This is a genomic window from Spirillospora sp. CA-142024 (assembly GCF_050942325.1).
Lineage (GTDB): Bacteria > Actinomycetota > Actinomycetes > Streptosporangiales > Streptosporangiaceae > Spirillospora.
Window position 1 is genome coordinate 6,025,615 of the sequence record NZ_CP192077.1, and the last position, 17,045, is coordinate 6,042,659.

Sequence of the window (17,045 nt, forward strand, 5' to 3'; positions counted from 1 at the left end):
TTTCGCGAGGTTTGACGGGGAGGGCGGGCGGATATGAAGATTGCCGAGCAGGTGTCTACGACGCAGATACCTCCGTGCTTCCCCTGCGTAGCCCCGGAGGATCCGCCATGCACCGGCCGCTTAACATTGCTCTCGTGTCCGCCTCCGACCTTGACGGCGAACACCTGCAGTCCGTCCACGTCCGGGATCTCGCTCGTTCGCTCACCCGCCCGCTGATCGCCGGCGCGGAGCCGAACCAGGTCACCGTCTACGCCCGGCGCCAGGACAGGGCCGCGCGCGGCCGCGTCCGGCTCGCCCCGGGCGCCGCGCTCGTCCACCTTGAGGCCGGGCCCGCACACCCGCTCTCCGACGACGAACTGCTCCAGCACATCCGTGACTTCGCCGACGGGCTGCGACGCCGGTGGGCGGGCGCGGGACGTCCCGACATCGTGCACGCGCACGGCTGGATCGGCGGGCTCGCCGCCTGCGCCGTCGCCCGCGAGCTCGGCATCCCGTTCGCGCAGAGCTACCACGGCGTGGCCGCCGCCGAGCGGCAGGCCGGGCACCGCGTCCACCCGCACCGCGACCGCCTGGAGAAGGCCATCGGGCGGGACGCCGACCTGGTGGTCGCCGGGCACGCCGAGGAGGCCGGCGCGGTCGTGCGGATGGGCGTGCCGCGGCCGTCGGTCGCGGTCGTCCCCTACGGCGTGGACGGTGAGCAGTTCGCACAGGCCGGACCGGCGATGCCGCACGGCGACCGGCGCCGTCTCGTGATGGTCTGCGACGACCTGGAGGGCGACGACGTCGCCACCGCGCTGCGCGCGCTGGTGCACGTCCCGGACGCCGAGCTCGCCGTCGCCGGCGGCCCCGCCCGCGAGGACCTGGAGGGCGACGGAGCCGTGCACCGGCTCCGGATGCTCGCCAAGGAGCTGCACGTCGCCGACCGGGTGATCTTCCTGGGCCGGCTGCCCCGCAAGAACCTTCCGAAGCTGCTGCGGACGGCGAGCCTCGTGCTCTGCCTCACCCCGCACCAGCCGTGCCCGTCGGTGCCGCTGGAGGCGATGGCCTGCGGTGTCCCCGTCGTCGCGACCCCGGCCGGGGGGAACGCCGACGAGGTCCTGGACCACATCACCGGCCTGCACGTCCCGGCGGGGCGGCCGGTCGTGATCGGGCGGGCCGTCCGGCACCTGCTGGCCGAGGAGACCACGCTGCACGGCTACTCGATCGCCGCCGCGGACCGCGCCCGCTCCCGCTACTCGCTGGAGCGGATCGCCGCCGAGACGCTCCGCGTCTACCAGAAGGTCCTGCCCGTCCCGGAGCCGCAGCCGGAGGCGGAGGACGTGGCGGAGCACGAGACCGACCGGACCCCCGCCCTGGTCGGCTGACCCACCGTCCTCCAGCCCCCACCATCCTCCAGCCCCCACCCACCACTAATCAAACGACGAGCTCCGCTCGGCCCACACGCTGCGGGCCCCGGATCCCCACTGGATCCGGGGCCCGTTCGCGTCTCCACGGATGGGATACTCGATGGAATGACGAGAAGGACCGTTCTGTGCTGATCGGCCGGGCCGCGGAGTTCGCCGCGCTGACCGCCGCGCTGGACCGGGCCACCGCGGGCGGCGCGGGCGTCGTGCTCGTCAGCGGGGACGCCGGGGTCGGCAAGACGCATCTGGTGTCCGCGCTGACCGGCACCGCCCGCGGCCGCGGCTGCGCCGTGCTCGTCGGGCAGTGCGCGGAGCTGGGCGAGAGCATGCCGTACCTGCCGCTCACGGACGCGCTGTGGACGGCCGCGCAGGCCGGCGCGCCGGAGGCGGACGCGGTCCGCGCCGCGCTCGACGCCCGCCCCGTCCTCGGGCGGCTGCTGCCGGACGGCGAGGGCGGCCCCGGGGCCGCGTCCGAGCTGGGGCAGCAGCAGCTGTTCGGGGCGGTGCTCGGGCTGCTCGGCGAACTGGGGAACGACCGGCCCGTCCTGCTCGTCCTGGAGGACCTGCACTGGGCCGACCGCTCGACCCGGCATCTGCTGACGTTCCTCAGCCGCGTCCTGCAGCGCGAGCGGGTCTGCCTCGTCGGCACGTACCGGTCGGACGACCTGCACCGGCGGCATCCGCTGCGGCCGGTGGTGGCGGAGCTGCTGCGGCTGCCCAACGTGGCGGGCGTCGAGGTCCGCCCGTTCCGCCCGGGCGAGACGGCCGAGTACCTCGCCGCGCTGTCGCGCGGGTCCGCGGCGCTCACCGCGGAGGTCGTCGAGCGGGTGCACCACCGGTCGGAAGGCAACCCGTTCTACGCGGCCGAGCTGTACTCCTCCGGACTGGACGCCCGCGACGGCATGGAGGCGCTGCCGTCCGGGCTCGCCGACCTGCTGCTGTCGCGGGTGGAGCGGCTCTCGGACGGCGGGCAGCGCGTGGTGCGGGTCGCGGCCGTCGCGGGGCGCCGCGTCGACGACGAACTGGTCCGCCGCGTGTCGGGGCTGGACGAGTCCGCGGCCGGGGAGGCGCTGCGCGAGGTGGTGTCGCACCAGCTACTCGTCCCGTCCGGCGCCGGGTACACGTTCCGGCACGCGCTGCTGCGCGAGGCCGTCTACGCCGACCTGCTGCCGGGCGAGCGGACCCGGCTGCACTCCGACTTCGCCCGGCTTCTCGCCGGGCTCCCGGACGGGACGCGCGGGTCGGCGGCGGAGCTCGCGCACCACAGCCTCGCCGCGCACGACCTGCCCGGCGCGTTCGCCGCGTCCGTCCGGGCGGGCCGGGAGGCCGACCGGCTCGGCGCGCCCGCCGAGGCGTTCGAGCACTACGAGCGGGCGCTGGAGCTGTGGGAGGCGGTCCCCGATCCGGAGTCCGCCGCCGGGACGGACCGGGTCCGTCTGTCGCTGACCGCCGCGCAGGCGGCGGGGCGGGCCGGCGAGGTGCGGCGGGCGGCGCACCGGCTGCGCCGGCTGCTGCCTCTCGCCGACCCGGCGGACGTATCGCTCGGCTCGATGATCCGCGAGCACCTCGCGACGTACTCGCTCGACCTCGACGAGCTGGAGGAGGCGCGGGTCCTCGCCCTGGAGGCGGTGACGATGCTGCCCGCCGCCCCGCCGACCTCCGATCGCGCCTGGGCCCTCGCCACCTACGCGCGGACGCTCCTCTACACGGACCCGGACGGGGAGATGCCCGGGCAGGCCGAGAAGGCCGTCGCGGAGGCGCGTGCCGCCGCGGCACCGGGCGCCGAGGCCGCCCTGCTGGTCACGCTCGGTATCTACCGGGAATCGCGCGAGGCCGACAGCGGGGTCGCCGAGGTGTTCGCGAGGGCCCGCGACCTCGCCGACGCCGCCGGGGACAGCCCGCAGTCGGCGCTGCGCGCCAGGTTCCAGTACACCCGGACGAAGTTCGACCGCGGTGACCTCGCGGGCGCCGCGGCGGCGGCCGACGAGGGTATCGGGTTCGCCCTGGACAACGGGGTCGGATGGAGCATGTACGGGATCGCCATCCGGACCATGCGGTATCTCGTCCATTACACGACCGGAGAATGGGCGGAGGCCGGCCGGATCGCGGACGGCTTCCCCCTCCAGGTCGTCCGGCCGTACGAGGCGCAGATCTCGGCCTACGCGCTGTTCATCGAGGTCGCGCAGGGACGTCCGGTCGTGGACGAGCGCCTGCGCTGGATCGCGCCACTGTGGAACGAGGACCAGCTGGCCCTCTACATCGGGAGGAGCCTCGCCGCCGAGCACGCCCTGTGGCGGGACGACCCGCGAACCGCGCTCGAACACGTCGCCAGCATCGCGGACTCGGTCTACGGCGATGGCGCGTCCTTCATCCGCATCGCCGCGACCGGGCTCTGGGCCCACGCCGAGCTGGCGGCCCGGGCGCGCGCCGCCGGCGACGCGGAGGCCGTACGGCAGGCGGCCGTGGCCGCCGACGACCTGCTCCGGCGGGCGCGGCGGGCCGTCGACTTCACCTTCGGCGAGCAGCCCCGCACCTGGCTCGGGCTGGAGGGGCACGCCTGGGTGAGCCGCGCCGAAGCCGAACGGCGCCGCGTGGACGGCGTCCACGACGTGGACCTGTGGCGGAAGACCGCCGACCTGTTCACCTACGGCGACCCGGACGGCGGGTTCGTCTACGAGGTGGCGCGCTCCCGGTGGCGGCTGGCGGAGGCGCTCGCCGAGAACGGCGACCGGGAGGGGGCCGCCGCCGAGTGGCGGTCGGCCGTCGAGACCGCCGAACGCCTCGGCGCCGCGCCGCTGCTCTCCGCGCTGCGCGACCTCGGAACCCGGGCACGGCTCGGTACCGGGCGCCCGTCCGCGCCCGGGCCGTCCGGCCCGCTCGCCTCCCTCACCGGACGGGAACGCGAGGTCCTGAAACTGGTCGCCGAGGGCCGCAACAACCGGGAGATCGCGGCGGCGCTGTTCATCTCCCCCAAGACGGCGAGCGTCCACGTGTCGAACATCCTCGCCAAACTGAACGTCACCAGCCGCACCCAGGCCGCCGCCGTCGCGCACCGCGAAGGTATTTGATATCTTCCTTTTCGTGACTGCCGGGTCGGCCATGGGCCATGAGCGAGTGAGGTTCCCGGCCTCCGAGTGAGGCCGGTGCGGGCACGCGGCCCGCCTTTCCACTCGCGTTCCTTCTCTCCATCTCACGCGCGTCGCGCGACGTCATCGGGCATGCCCGCGCTTTCGGCATGCCCTTTCCACCATTTCCCCAGCCACGGACGCTTGCCGTTTCCGTGGCCGATTCGCCATGCCCGAAAACAGTTCAGGAGACAGATGGATTTCAACCGGCAGGTCATCGAGGAATTCCGCGCCAACGGCGGACGCGTCGGCGGCCCGTTCGAGGGCGGGCGGCTGCTCCTGCTCACCACGACCGGGGCGCGGTCGGGTGCCCCGCACACGACGCCGCTCGGATACCTTCCGGACGGCGTGGGCCGCGTCCTCGTCATCGCCTCGGCAGGGGGCGCGCCGAAGCACCCGGCCTGGTTCCACAACCTGGTCGCGAACCCGCGCGTCACGGTCGAAAGCGAAGCGTTCACCTATGAGGCGAACGCCGTCGTCCTGGAGGGGGACGAACGCGAAAGCGCGTTCGCCCGCGCCGTCGAGTCCGATCCGGGGTGGGCCGAGTACGAGGTCAAGTCGGGACGAACACTGCCCGTCGTCGCCCTGGTTCCCGCCAACCCCGGGCCGCCACCGGGGCCGGAGTCGCCCAGCAAGATGCTGGTCGCGGTGCACGACGCGTTCCGGCGGGAACTGGCGCTGATCCGCGCGGAGGTCGCCGCGTCCGGGCCCGGCGTGGGCGCGCAGCTGCGGGTCAACTGCCTGACGCTGTGCCAGGGTCTCGGCAACCACCACCTGGGCGAGGACACGCAGTTGTTCCCGCTCCTGGAACGGGAACATCCGGAGCTCGCGCCGACCCTGGCGCGCCTGCGGGACGAGCACGAGGTGGTGGCGGAGCTGCTGGACGAGCTGCGCCGGGCCCTCGACTCCGGTGCGGCCGAATCGCTGCTCACGGAGGTCGAACGGCTCACCGCCGCCCTGGAGGCGCACCTGGATCGCGAGGAGGAGCGGCTCGTCCCGCTCCTCGACACCCTCGTGTTCTAGCGCGCCTCCGGGGGACGGCCGGCTACTCGGTACGGCGGACGCGGACCGCGTCGACGGCGATGGCCACCAGGATCATGGCCCCGCCGATCATCTGGATGTAGTAGGCGGACAGGTTGATCAGCTGCAGCCCGACCTGGATGACGCTGATGAGCAGCGCCCCGCCCAGCATCCCCGCGATGCGCCCGCGTCCGCCCGTGAGCGAGACGCCGCCGATCACCGGTGCCGCGACCGCGTACAGCAGGAGGCTGTTGCCGACGGTGACGTTGACCCCGCCCAGGTACGAGGCCGACAGGAAGCCGCCCAGCCCGCCGAGCGTGCCCGCCGCGACGAACGCGCTCAGCCGGACTCGGCGCACCGGGATGCCCGCGACCAGCGAGGCCCCGGCGCTGCCGCCCGTCGCGTACAGGTTGCGGCCCCACTGGGTGCGCCGCAGCGCGACCGCGGCGGCGACGTAGGCCAGCAGCAGCGCGACGGGCATGAGCGGCCAGCCGCCGACCGTCGCGCTGCCGAGATAGGTGAACGCCGTGTCGTCGATCACCAGGGTCCGCGCCTTGGTCAGGCCGAGCACGGCGCCCTGCAGGAACAGGCCCATCGCCAGCGTCGTGATCAGCGAGTTCATCCGCAGCATCGCGACGAAGACGCCGTTGAGCAGCCCGATCACCGTTCCGGTCCCGACGACGGCGAGGATCGCGAGCACGCCGGGGATGTGCAGGTGCTGGATCAGCATCGCGCCGACCATGCCGCTGAACGCCAGGTTCCCCGTCACCGACAGGTCGATCTCGCCGACCAGCAGGGCGAACGACACGGCGAGCACCAGCACGCCGAGGGAGGTGGCCTGGACGAGCACGTTCTGCAGGTTCGCGGTGGTCAGGAAGAAGGAGTTGAACAGCCCGGTGACCAGGCTGAAGATGATGATCAGGGCCCAGACGACGTTGTCGAGGCCGAACCGGAGGACGTCGAAGCGGTCCCGGCGCAGCGGCGGCGCGGCGTCCAGGGTCTGGGTCATGGGTCAGCCTCCAACATGCTGGGCGGTCGCGACGGCGGACAGCGTCAGGTCGTCGCCGGTGAGCTCCCCGTCGATCGATCCGCCGGAGAACAGGACGGCGCGGTCCACCAGCCGCGCGGTCTCGTCGGGGTCGTAGGCGCGCACGAGGACGGCCACGCCGTCCCGCGCCACCCGGTCGATCAGCCGGTGGATCTCCTCCTTGGCGGCGACGTCGACGCCGACCGTCGGCTCGTCCAGGACGAGGACGCGGGGCTCGCGGGACAGCAGCCGCCCCATCAGGACCTTCTGCTGGTTCCCGCCGCTGAGCCGGTTGATCTGCTGGTCCGGGCCGGTCATCACCACCGACAGGTCCCGCCGCACGCGCTCGGCCCGGTCGCTCATCCGGCGCAGGTCCAGCAGCCGGTGGCGTCCGCGCGGCCAGTGGCCGAGGTGGACGTTGTCGGCGATGGACATCTGCGCCGCCACGCCTTCCGCGATCCGGTCGTGGGTGAGGTAGCCGATGCCCGCGCGGAGCGCGGCGCGCGGGCGGCCGGTGGCGACCGGGCGGCCGTCCACCAGGACCTCGCCGGCGGTGGCGGGGGCCAGCCCGGCGAGCACGCGCAGCAGTTCCTGGGCGCCCGACCCGGGCAGCCCGACCAGGCCGACGATCTCCCCGGCCCGGACGCTCAGGTCGACCGGCCCGTGCCCGCCGAACCGCAGCCCGCGGACGCCGAGCCGCTCCCGCCCCTCCCCGGCGGCCGTCCGGTCCCGGTGGAACTCGTCCACGGCCTCGCCGCTGACCAGGGCGGACAGCGTCTCGGCGGTGAGCGAGGAGACCCGCGTGCCGCTCCGCACCGCCCGTCCGTCCCGCAGGACGGTGTACTCGGTGCAGAGCTGGCGCACCTCGTCGTTGTGATGGGAGATGTAGACGAACGTGCGGCCCTGCTCGGCCAGCCGCCGGACCCAGCCCATCAGGTCGCGCCGCTCGCCGATGGTGAGGCCGGTGGTGGGCTCGTCCAGGATGACGAGGCGGCCGTTCCCGACCAGGGCCTTGACGATGCTCAGCCGGCGCCGCTCGCTCAGCGACAGCCCTCCGGCGTGGCGGCGCGGCGAGATGCGGAGATGATGCGCGTCCAGCAGCTCCGCGGCCTGCTCGTCGGCCGCCCGCCAGTCGACCAGTCCGCGCCGCCGGGGCAGCGCCCCCAGCAGGAGGTTCTCCGCCACGGTGAGGTCGGGCAGCACCTCCGAATGCTGGTCGAGCAGCCGGATGCCGGCGCGCTGGCGGGACATCGCGGAGTCGTGCGTGACGTCCTGCCCGGCGAGGGTCAGCGTGCCCGCGTCGGGCCGTACCAGGCCCGCGACGATCCCTGCCAGCGTCGACTTCCCGGCCCCGTTCTTGCCCAGCAGCCCGTGGATCGCGCCCTGGTTGACGGTGACGGTGACGTCGTCGAGCGCGCGGGCGGCCCCGTACGTCTTGACGACGCCTGCGGCCTCCAGCAGCGGCTTCGTCACGACTGGGTCTCCTTGAGCCCCCACTGGTCGGTGACGATGTTCGCCCAGTGCCGCGGGTCCTGGGAGTTGTCCTTGGTCACGAAGTACGGGGGGATCGTCATGATCGGGCCGGACGGCCCCTTGGCGATCGCCGCGTTCTCCCAGAAGTACTTCTTGTTCTGGTAGGGGCCGAGCGGGACGTCCTTGCCCTTGACCGAGTACTTCTCCAGCATCTCGATGCAGATCTGCACGTAGGCGACCGGGTCCTGGGCGATGTCGGCGTCCAGGTCGCCCGCGCGGATCCACTCGTGGGCGTTCGGCGAGCCGTCGATGCTGGTGAGCACGATGTGCTTCTTGTCGCCGACCTTGAAGAACCGGTTCTGCGACTGCATGGCCTTCTTCGCGTCCGGCAGGAAGATGTCGGTCGGCAGGTGGATCGCGTCGAGGTCGGGGTACTCGCGCAGCGTCGTGTTCACCACCGACAGCGCCTGCGCGTGGTCGTTGTTCTGCGGTCGCGAGACCACCTTGATGTCCGGGTACTTGGACTGGATCGTCTGCTCGAAGCCTTCCTTCCGCTGGCGCAGCGCGACGGCGGTCAGGCTGCCGTAGGCGTTGAGGACGGTCCCGCGCGGCGACCCGTTCTTGGCCTTCAGCAGTTCGGCGGTCTTCTCGGCGGCCATGACACCGGACTGCCGGTTGTCGAACGTGACGGAGATGTCGACCTCGCCTCCAGTGAGCGGCGTGTCGACCATGCCGACGGGGATCTTCTTGGTGTCGGCCTTCCTCGTGAGAGGGACGAGGACCTCCGAGTCCAAGGCGTCGGAGATGAGGTAGCGGGGCTGCTGGAGGATGAGGCTGTTCCAGTCGTTGACCTGGGCGGAGGAGTCGCCGTTGGCGTTCTTGCCGACGAACCCCAGGCCGCGCTTCTTCGACTCCCGCTTGGCGGTCTCCTGGAGGACGACGAAGAAGAAGAACGACAGGTAGCCGGTCTCCCACGCGAGCGTCTTGCGGCCGGCCGCGGCACCGGCGGAGCCGGACGAGCAGGCGTTCAGGAGCGGCGCGGCGGCGAGGCCGGTCAGGCCGAGGGCGCCGGACCTGAGCAGATCCCGGCGCGAGGCCTCGGTGCTTGATGTGAACATGACTTGTTACCTCCGACGGTTCGTCACGTCGCTCGATGTGTTCCCAACATCAGTGGAGTGATTGTTAACACATCAATGTGAGGTCTGAGAAGAGGCGCGACGAAACCCGTCCTCGGCGGACCCCGGCCGCCGGGCAGTCCAGGTGCGTCCAGTCAGGTCGGATTTGACCAGGGGGCACGGGCGGAGTCGGTGGCGGCGGGGCCTCCTCGGCGGATCGGGGCCGGAGGCTTGATTACTTAACATTCTGACTGTTAACGTCCGTCGTCGTATCTCACCCCGGTGCACGGAGGGACCTCGATGCCGCTCCCACCCGACGTCCGACGCCTCGTCGATCGCCTCGACGCGGAGCCCCCGTTCACCGAGCTGGGGCCGGAGCGCGCCCGCGCGGCCTACGCCGCCCGCATCCGGGACCTCATCGGCGAACCCGATCCCGCCGCGCCCGGCCTGGACCGCGAGGACACCGTCCTGGACGGGGTGCCGGTGCGCGTCTACCGGCCGTCCGGGGGCACCGGGCCCGCGCCCGGCGTGGTGTTCTTCCACGGCGGCGGCTGGGTGATCGGCGACCTCGACACGCACGACGCCCACGCCCGCGCCATCGCGGCAGGGCTCGGCGCGGTCGTGGTCTCCGCCGGCTACCGGCTGGCGCCCGAGCACCCGTATCCGGCGGCCCTGGAGGACTGCTGGACGGTCACCCGGCGGGTGGCCGGCGATCCCGCCGCCTTCGGCATCGACGCGGGCCGGCTCGGGGTCGCCGGGGACAGCGCGGGCGGCAACCTCGCCGCGGCGGTCGCCCTGGCGGCCCGCGACGCGGATGTGCGGCTGCGCGCGCAGCTGCTCGTCTACCCGGTGACGGATCCGACGATGAGCTGCGCGTCCTACGCGGAGTTCGCCGAGGGGCACTACCTGACCGCGGACGCCATGCGCTGGTTCATCGACGCCTACCTTCCCGATCCGGCGACGCGGACACTGCCCGGCGCGGGTCCGCTGCACGCGGCGGACCTGGCCGGGCTCGCGCCCGCCCTCGTCGTGACGGCCGAGTACGACCCGCTCCGCGACGAGGGCGCCGGCTACGCGAGGCGGCTGCGCGAGGCCGGCGTCGCGGTGCGGGAGATCGCGGTGCCGGCGACGGTGCACGGCTTCCTGGAGTTCGTCGAGGCGATCCCGGCGGCGCGCGGCACCCGCGACGAGATCATCCGGAGTTTCGGGCGGCTGCTCGGGGTCTAGAGCAGGCCGCGGCCGGTGATCAGGGGCAGGTCCAGGGCCGTGAGCAGGCCGGGCGGCGCCTGGACGACGGCGGGGACGGCGTTGACCAGGCGCATCGCCGTGGCCTTCAGGCCGGCGGTGTTGTGGTCGCCGTCCGTGCCCAGCAGCTGGAGATCGACCGTGTAGTTCGGCTCGCCGCGGACCTCCACCCGGTAGCAGCCCGCGCCCGCGGGCTGCGGCCAGCCGGGGGCGAGGTCGTCGCGGAGCCGGGTGACGTGCTCCAGGACGACGACGACCTCGCCGCCGCGCATCCCCTGGACCTCGAACCGGAGGGCGGCGGAGGTGCCCTTCTCGATCGTGCCGGAGGCGACGTCGAAGGTCTCGGGCGCGGGCAGCCGGGTGTGCCGTTCGGTGATCTCGTCCAGCTCCACGCCGAGGCCGGCGGCGATCTGCCGGACGACGCTTCCCCACGCCATCGTGAGCACGCCGGGCTGCAGCAGCATCGGCGTCTCGTCCAGGGGACGGCCGAAGCCCATGATGTCGAACAGCACGGTGCCCTGGTCGTAGGTGGCGTAGTTGAGGATCTCCATGCACCGGACCTGCTCGATGCGCTCGCTGATGCCGGTGACGGCGAGCGGGAGCACGTCGTTGGCGAAGCCGGGGTCGATGCCGTTGACGAAGATGGACGCACCGCCCGCGGCGGCGGCCTCCCGCACCGGATCGGACATCTCGGGCGGGACGACGCCGTCCGGGAACTGCAGGAACACCGGGCTGCTGGAGACGACGTTCACACCGGCGCGCAGGATGCTGCACAGGTCGTCGATCGCCTCCATCAGCCGGACGTCCGCCATCGACGTGTAGACGACGCAGTCGGGCCGCTGCGCGAGCAGGGTATCGGCGTCGCCGGTCGCGGTGACGCCGAGGTCGCGGCCGAGGCCCGCCAGCCGCCCCGCGTCCTTGCCGGCCTTGGCGGGGTTGGAGACCCAGACGCCCGCGAGTTCGAGGTCGGGACGGGCGTCGATGCCGGCTATCGCGTGCCGTCCGACGTTGCCGGTGCTCCATTGGACGACGCGGAAGGTCACAGGTCCTCCAGGCCGAGATCGAGGTTCGGGGTCTCGATGCCGCCGTCCACGCGCAGGACGCTGCCGGTGACGTAGGCGGAGGCGGGCGAGGCGAGATACAGGACGGCGGCGGCGACGTCCTCGGGGTCGCCGACGCGGCCGAGCGGCGTCTTGCGCTCCATCTCGGCGCGCAGTTCGTCGTTGGTCATGACGATGTCGAGCGCGGAGGTGGCGACGGACCCGACGGCGATCGCGTTGACGCGGACGCGCGGGGCCAGGTCGAACGCGGCGAGCCGGGTGTAGTGGGCGAGCGCGGCCTTGGCGCTGCCGTAGGCGAGGTAGCCGCGCCCGGCGATGCGTCCCATGACGGAGGAGATGTTGACGACGCTGCCGCCGCCGGCCTCCAGCAGGTGCGGGACGGCGGCGCGGGTCAGCGCGTGCGCGGTGCTCACATTGAACTGGAACGCGTTCTCAAGCTGCCGGGGCGAGGTGTCCAGGAACGCGGCCGGCATGGCGCCGCCCATGTTGTTCACCACGATGTCGAGGCGGCCGAACGCCTCGGCGGCGCGGGCCGCCAGCGCGGCCGCGGCATCGGGGTCGCCGAGGTCGGACGGGACGACGAGCGCCCGCCGCCCGGCCGCCTCGATCCCGGCGGCGACCTTGCTGAGCTGCTCCTCGGTCCGGGCGGAGATCACCAAGTCGGCGCCCGCCTGGGCGAGCGCCACCGCGGTGGCCGCGCCGATGCCGCGGCCGGCGCCGGTCACCACCGCGACCCTGCCCTCGATTCGGAACCGGTCCCAGATCACCGGCGTCACCTCCGGTCCGTCGCGTCACTGACCGCCCACCCTACGCACGAAGTAGAACGTGTTTCAATATGGTGGACGGACAGGGCGGGGCTAGGCCAGGAAGTCGAACTCCGCTCCCACTCCGGCGGCGCGGGCGGCCCGGTAGGCCGTCCAGCTCAGCGCGAGGTCCTGCCAGGGCAGCCCGACCGGCGCGTACACCGTGACCTCGCCGCCCTTCACCCGTCCGGGCACCTCGCCGCGCAGGAGGTCGCGGAGCGTGCCGGCCGCGTGCTTCACGTCGAGGCCCGCTCCGGCCAGCACGCCCATCTCGACGGCGAGCGGGACGTCGTCCACGACGACGCGGGCGCCCTCCAGCAGGTCGGCGCCCAGCTCGGCCTTGCCGGGCTCGTCCGCGCCGAGCGAGGTGATGTGCGTTCCGCGCGGGACGTCGGCGGCGCGCAGGATGGGGCGGTGCGACCAGGTGGCCATGACGACGATCCCGGCGTCCCGGACCGCCTCGCGCGGGTCCGCGACGACGGCCGCGGGCAGGTCCAGCCGGGCTCCGTGCCGTTCGGCGAAGGCGGCGGCGCGGCCCGCGTCCAGGTCGCAGACGGTCAGGCCGCGCACCTCCCGCAGCTCGCTCAGCCCCCGCATGACCAGCTCGGCCTGGGCGCCCGCGCCGACGACCGCGACGGTCGCGGCGTCCGGACGGGCCAGGGCGTGCGTGCCGAGGGCGGCGGCGAGGCCGGTCCGCCACGCGGTCACGGTCGCCGAGTCCAGCTGCGCCAGCAGCTCGCCGGTGGCGAGGTCGTGCAGGCAGACGACGCCGCGCAGCGCCGGGCGGCTTCCCGGGAACTTGGCGTTGACCTTCACCGTGTAGGCGGGGATGTCCTCGACCACGCCCGGCAGCAGTGCCGTCGCGGTGCCCTGCCCGGGCAGTTTCGCGATCACCCGGCGGGCGGCGGTCCCGCCGTCCACCGCGGTGAAGCCGCGGCGCAGCGCGTCCAGGCAGGCCGCCGGGTCGAGCAGCGCCGCGAGGTCCGAGCGGGTCAGAAGGAGCGTCACCGGACCATTCTCCCGTTCTTCCGGTTCGGGGTCACTGCCCGGGACGTCGCCGCGCGGCCACGAGGGCGTCCCATTCGGTGAGCCAGTCGTGTCCCGCGTCGTCGATGAACGAGCCCGGCGGCGGGGTCACCCGGTGCTCGCGCAGCCACTGGCCGGGGCGGCGCATGGCGGGACGCAGCCGGCCGTCGCTCGGCATGAGCTGCGGCGGGATCGGCGCCGGCATCGGCGGCGGGCCCTGCGGCTCGGCCGCGACGCCGGCGAGGTCCTTCTCCTCGGCCATGCCGATGGGACCCTGGCGGCGGGCGTTGAAGAACTGGTCGACCGCCGGATGCGTGCTGCACAGCACCATCTCGCGCGGCCCGAACATCACCAGGCCGCGGCGGAACAGCAGGCCGAGGTTGTCCGGCAGGACGCGGGCGGTGCCGATGTCGTGGGTGACGATCAGGAAGGTGGCGCCGAGTTCGGTGTTGAGGTCGACGAACAGCTGGTTGAGGTAGGCGGTGCGGACGGGGTCGAGGCCGGAGTCCGGCTCGTCCGCCAGGATGATCTCGGGGTCCAGGACGAGGGCGCGGGCGAGCCCGGCGCGCTTCTTCATCCCGCCGGAGATCTCGCCGGGCAGCTTGTTCTCCGACCCGGTGAGGCCGACCATGTCCATCTTCTCCAGCACGATGCGCCGGATCTCCGCCTCGCCCTTCTTCGTGTGCTCGCGCAGCGGGAAGGCGATGTTGTCGTAGACGTTCATGGAGCCGAACAGGGCGCCGTCCTGGAACAGCACGCCGAACTGGCGGCGCAGTTCGTAGAGGTCGTGCTCGCGCAGCCGCGGGACGTCGCCGCCGCCGACGTAGACGTGGCCGCGGTCGGGACGCAGCAGCCCGACGAGGTTCTTGAGGAACACCGACTTCCCGGTTCCGGACGGCCCGAGCAGCGCGGAGATCTCGCCCGCCGGGATGGTGAAGGAGACGTCCTCCCAGATGACCTGCCGCCCGAACGACTTCCTGAGCCCTTCCACCCGGATCTCGACACCCATGGGGCACTCCCCTGCGAGGGAACCGGGTGCGGGGGCTCCGCGTCGTATGTCCGGTCCCCCGTCGCCCCCGACTGTACGTCGGGGGTGGTATGCCTGGGGAGACCCATTGGACCTACCGTCCAGTCACAAACGCCCTAAACGGGCCATCCTCCCCGGGATCGACCACGGAACCCGCACCCATTGTGACAATCCGTTCATGGTCGATTAGTCACTTTTCCGCCTTACGTCGGCATTCCGGATTCTTCCAGCATGTCCCGTGACCTCCGGCGCACCAACACGGGTGCGCCCAATCCCCCCTGGAGGCACAGTGAAGATCCGTTCCACCCGAATCGGCGGCACCGCCGCCGCGACCATGGCGGCGTCCGGGCTGCTGGCGACCGCCCTGGTCGCCGCTCCCGCGGCGGACGCGTCCCTCGACGCGCCCGGCGGAGCCGTCACCACCACGTCCGACACGGGCGGGGTGGCCGCGAAGCTGGCGCAGCGGCTCGGCGACCGCACCGCCGGCGCCTATGTGGACCAGGCCACGAAGAACCTGGTCGTCACGGTCACCGACGCGAAGGCCGCGCAGGCGGTCCGCGCCGCCGGCGCCGTGCCGAAGAGCGTCACACGCAGCGGCTCCGACCTGAAACAGGTCATGTCGGCGCTCAAGCGCGACGCGACGGTCCCCGGCACCGCCTGGGCCGTCGACCCGGCCGCCAACCAGGTCGTCCTGACCATGGACAGCACCGTCAAGGGCGCCAAACTCAAGAAGGTGCAGGCCGCCGCGACCAAACAGGGCACGGCGGTCCGCACCACGCGCGTCCCGGGCGCGTTCCGCACGTTCACCGCCGGCGGCGACCCGATCTACACCGGCAGCGCCCGCTGCTCGCTGGGCTTCAACGTCAAGAAGGGGAGCGAGTACTTCTTCCTGACGGCGGGGCACTGCACCGAGGCGGGCTCCACGTGGACGGACGAGTCGGGGGGCACGCTCGGCAGCAATGCCGGCAGCAGCTTCCCCGGCAACGACTACGGCATCGTCAAGTACGCCTCCGCACCGGAGGACACGGAGGGCGGTGTCACGGCCGACGGCCAGTTCCACGACATCACCGGCGCCGCGGACGCCACGGTCGGGCAGACCGTGACCCGCAGCGGCAGCACCACCGGCGTCCATGACGGGCAGGTCACCGCGCTCAACCAGACGGTGAACTACCAGGAGGGCAGCGTCAGCGGCCTCATCCAGACGACGGTGTGCGCCGAGCCCGGCGACAGCGGCGGCCCGTTGTTCGCCGGCGCCAGCGCGATCGGGCTGACCTCCGGCGGCAGCGGCGACTGCTCGTCCGGCGGGGTCACGTTCTTCCAGCCCGTGACCGAGCCGCTGTCGGAGTTCGGGGTCGAGATCTACTAGCCGTCCCGGCGGCCCGCCGGAGCTCCCAGGCGGCGGGAAGCCACGGCCCCCGGCCCCGGTCCCTCCCCGGTGAGGGACCGGGGCCGAACCGCGTTCTCTTCCGGGCGCGTCCCGGCTGGTATTGCGCGACTGACCACGGAAGCCGCGTCGAGGGTGCCAATGACGAGGTTACTAATTGGTCACTTTCTGCGTCTTACGCCCACCTTGACCGTTCTTACACCATGTCGGTGACCTCCGGTGCACCACTCGGGTGCACCCAACCCCCCGTGGAGGCACAAGTGAAGATCCGTCACAGGCGCGTCGGCGCCGCCGCCGTCACCACGGCCGCCGCCGGCATGGTGGCCGCCACCCTGGCCATCGCTCCCAGCGCGTCCGCGGCCCCGGCGGCACCCGCCGCTCCGGCAGCACCCGGCGACGTGGCGACGTCCCTCGCCCAGCAGCTCGGCACCCGCAGCGCGGGCTCCTACCTGAAGGGCGGCAAGCTCGTCGTCACGGTCACCGACGCGAAGGCCGCGCAGGCGGTCCGCGCCGCCGGCGCCGTGCCGAAGAGCGTCACGCGCAGCGGCTCCGACCTGAAGAAGGTCATGTCGGCGCTCAAGCGCGACGCGACGGTCCCCGGCACCGCCTGGGCCGTCGACCCGGCCGCCAACCAGGTCGTCCTGACCATGGACAGCACCGTCAAGGGCGCCAAGCTCAAGAAGGTGCAGGCCGCCGCGACCGAACAGGGCACGGCAGTCCGCACCGAACGCGTCACCGGCGCGTTCCGCACGTTCACCCTCGGCGGCGAGGCCATCTACACCGGTGGGGCCCGCTGCTCGCTGGGCTTCAACGTGCGGAGCGGAAGCACGTACTACTTCGTGACCGCCGGCCACTGCACCAACATCGGCACGACCTGGACCGACGGGTCCGGGCGGACACTCGGCCGCACCGTCCACAGCAGCTTCCCCGGCAACGACTACGGCGTCGTCCAGTACAGCTCGACTCCCGCCGACACGGCGGGCGCCGTGCAGCTCTACAGCGGCACCCGCAACATCACCGCCGCCGGGAACGCGACCGTCGGGCAGACCGTGTACCGCAGCGGCAGCACCACCGGCCTGCACAACGGCCGGGTCACCGCGCTGAACCAGACCGTGAACTACTCGGAGGGCAGCGTCAGCGGCCTGATCCGCACCACGGTATGTGCGGAGCCGGGTGACAGCGGCGGCTCCCTGTTCGCCGGGTCGACCGCGCTCGGCATGACCTCGGGCGGCAGCGGCAACTGCTCCTCGGGCGGGACGACGTTCTTCCAGCCCGTCACCGAGCCGCTCTCCCGCTACGGGCTGAGCGTCTACTGACCGGAAGACTCCCTTGAGAG

General features: G+C 72.9%; 13 protein-coding genes. 6 read left to right on the forward strand and 7 right to left on the reverse strand.

The annotated features are described in order from the left end of the window. The first annotated feature begins 134 nt into the window (after positions 1–134). The 3 genes from ACQPZP_RS28725 to ACQPZP_RS28735 all read left to right on the forward strand — a co-directional run bounded on the left by ACQPZP_RS28725 (position 135) and on the right by ACQPZP_RS28735 (position 5,551). Positions 135–1,364: a glycosyltransferase gene (locus ACQPZP_RS28725; RefSeq protein WP_433472844.1), complete on the forward strand. Its 1,230-nt coding sequence runs from the start codon at positions 135–137 to the stop codon at positions 1,362–1,364. A 167-nt stretch (positions 1,365–1,531) separates the two neighbouring features. After that, positions 1,532–4,471 (forward strand): helix-turn-helix transcriptional regulator, encoded by a 2,940-nt coding sequence (locus ACQPZP_RS28730; RefSeq protein ID WP_433472845.1) that lies wholly within the window; start codon positions 1,532–1,534, stop codon positions 4,469–4,471. Positions 4,472–4,723: 252 nt separating this feature from the next. Beyond that, positions 4,724–5,551, forward strand: a complete 828-nt coding sequence (locus tag ACQPZP_RS28735) for a nitroreductase/quinone reductase family protein (protein WP_433472846.1) — start codon at positions 4,724–4,726, stop codon at positions 5,549–5,551. Between the two features lie 22 nt (positions 5,552–5,573). On the opposite strand, the gene ACQPZP_RS28740 is transcribed toward ACQPZP_RS28735, so the two are convergent. The 3 genes from ACQPZP_RS28740 to ACQPZP_RS28750 are packed head-to-tail and all read right to left on the reverse strand — an operon-like array spanning position 5,574 to position 9,166. Next, the gene (locus ACQPZP_RS28740) at positions 5,574–6,557 is read right to left on the reverse strand and encodes an ABC transporter permease (protein ID WP_433472847.1); all 984 of its coding nucleotides are present in this window, start codon (positions 6,555–6,557) and stop codon (positions 5,574–5,576) included. Between the two features lie 3 nt (positions 6,558–6,560). Beyond that, the gene (locus ACQPZP_RS28745; protein ID WP_433472848.1) at positions 6,561–8,048 is read right to left on the reverse strand and encodes a sugar ABC transporter ATP-binding protein; all 1,488 of its coding nucleotides are present in this window, start codon (positions 8,046–8,048) and stop codon (positions 6,561–6,563) included. Next, positions 8,045–9,166, reverse strand: a complete 1,122-nt coding sequence (locus tag ACQPZP_RS28750; RefSeq protein WP_433472849.1) for a sugar ABC transporter substrate-binding protein — start codon at positions 9,164–9,166, stop codon at positions 8,045–8,047. Before ACQPZP_RS28750 ends, ACQPZP_RS28745 begins: the two co-directional genes overlap by 4 nt. A gap of 297 nt (positions 9,167–9,463) precedes the next feature. Between ACQPZP_RS28750 and ACQPZP_RS28755 the strand changes: the two genes are divergently transcribed. Next, on the forward strand, positions 9,464–10,390 hold the full coding sequence (locus ACQPZP_RS28755; protein ID WP_433472850.1) for an alpha/beta hydrolase: 927 nt from the start codon (positions 9,464–9,466) through the stop codon (positions 10,388–10,390). On the opposite strand, the gene ACQPZP_RS28760 is transcribed toward ACQPZP_RS28755, so the two are convergent. The 4 genes from ACQPZP_RS28760 to ACQPZP_RS28775 form a co-directional block, all read right to left on the reverse strand. Next, positions 10,387–11,451: an NAD(P)H-dependent amine dehydrogenase family protein gene (locus tag ACQPZP_RS28760; RefSeq protein WP_433472851.1), complete on the reverse strand. Its 1,065-nt coding sequence runs from the start codon at positions 11,449–11,451 to the stop codon at positions 10,387–10,389. The genes ACQPZP_RS28755 and ACQPZP_RS28760 overlap by 4 nt on opposite strands. Beyond that, complete coding sequence (locus tag ACQPZP_RS28765; RefSeq protein ID WP_433472852.1) at positions 11,448–12,245, reverse strand: SDR family oxidoreductase; 798 nt, start codon at positions 12,243–12,245, stop codon at positions 11,448–11,450. The genes ACQPZP_RS28760 and ACQPZP_RS28765 overlap by 4 nt, the downstream gene beginning before the upstream one ends. A gap of 81 nt (positions 12,246–12,326) precedes the next feature. Continuing rightward, entirely contained in the window at positions 12,327–13,280 is a 954-nt protein-coding gene (locus tag ACQPZP_RS28770) for an ornithine cyclodeaminase family protein (RefSeq protein WP_433472853.1), read from the reverse strand. 31 nt (positions 13,281–13,311) lie between these two features. After that, positions 13,312–14,307: an ABC transporter ATP-binding protein gene (locus ACQPZP_RS28775; protein ID WP_433462454.1), complete on the reverse strand. Its 996-nt coding sequence runs from the start codon at positions 14,305–14,307 to the stop codon at positions 13,312–13,314. Between the two features lie 307 nt (positions 14,308–14,614). Between ACQPZP_RS28775 and ACQPZP_RS28780 the strand changes: the two genes are divergently transcribed. Then, positions 14,615–15,691: a S1 family peptidase gene (locus ACQPZP_RS28780; RefSeq protein ID WP_433472854.1), complete on the forward strand. Its 1,077-nt coding sequence runs from the start codon at positions 14,615–14,617 to the stop codon at positions 15,689–15,691. 278 nt (positions 15,692–15,969) lie between these two features. Then, a complete protein-coding gene (locus tag ACQPZP_RS28785) occupies positions 15,970–17,025 on the forward strand; it encodes a S1 family peptidase (protein ID WP_433472855.1) in 1,056 nt (351 codons plus the stop codon). The last annotated feature ends 20 nt before the right edge of the window (positions 17,026–17,045 follow it).